Source organism: Pseudomonas sp. EL_65y_Pfl1_R83, from assembly GCF_963970695.1.
Classification (GTDB): domain Bacteria; phylum Pseudomonadota; class Gammaproteobacteria; order Pseudomonadales; family Pseudomonadaceae; genus Aquipseudomonas; species Aquipseudomonas tritici.
In genome coordinates, this window is the sequence record NZ_CAXAQI010000408.1 from 1 (window position 1) to 458 (window position 458).

Sequence of the window (458 nt, forward strand, 5' to 3'; positions counted from 1 at the left end):
AAAATCACCGTCGGGATCGGGGATGCCCCAACGTTCTTCGCCAGCGTGGAACTCGAAGAGGTGGCTGTTTGTCCAACCAAACGCCGCCTGAAGCGTCAGATGCAGCTGATCAAGGCGCAGGGTGACAGGTAAGACAAGGCGACGCATCACCTCCGGTTTCACGTCCTTGAGGGTCACCTTGATCGTACGCATACGACGAAGACCGCCTGATTGACGCATGCGCGCGGGCACGGCGAGCTCTATGATGGCGTTGCGAGAAGGTCAGGCAGCTTGCTGATCGGCGGGCTTGTCGGCTTGGCGCAGGAGCTTCCATTCCCAGGGCAGCAGTTCGTGCAGGTGCGAAGCGGGAAGATCGGCGATACGGGCGAGGACGTCGGCGAGCCAGGCCTTGGGATCGACGTCGTTGAGGCGACAGGTTGTGATCATCGTCAGCATGATGGCGGCACGGTCGGCGCCAC

2 protein-coding genes are annotated in these 458 nt (G+C 61.6%); both read right to left on the bottom strand.

Annotated features, from left to right (window positions below; all coding sequences use genetic code 11):
* The coding region (locus tag AACY08_RS29545) for a plasmid pRiA4b ORF-3 family protein (RefSeq protein ID WP_339472625.1) at nucleotides 1-192 on the bottom strand (192 nt) is incomplete at its 3' end.
* Nucleotides 193-261: 69 nt separating this feature from the next.
* Nucleotides 262-458, bottom strand: a 197-nt coding sequence (locus tag AACY08_RS29550; protein WP_339472626.1) for a transposase domain-containing protein, incomplete at its 5' end; no start/stop codon positions are given.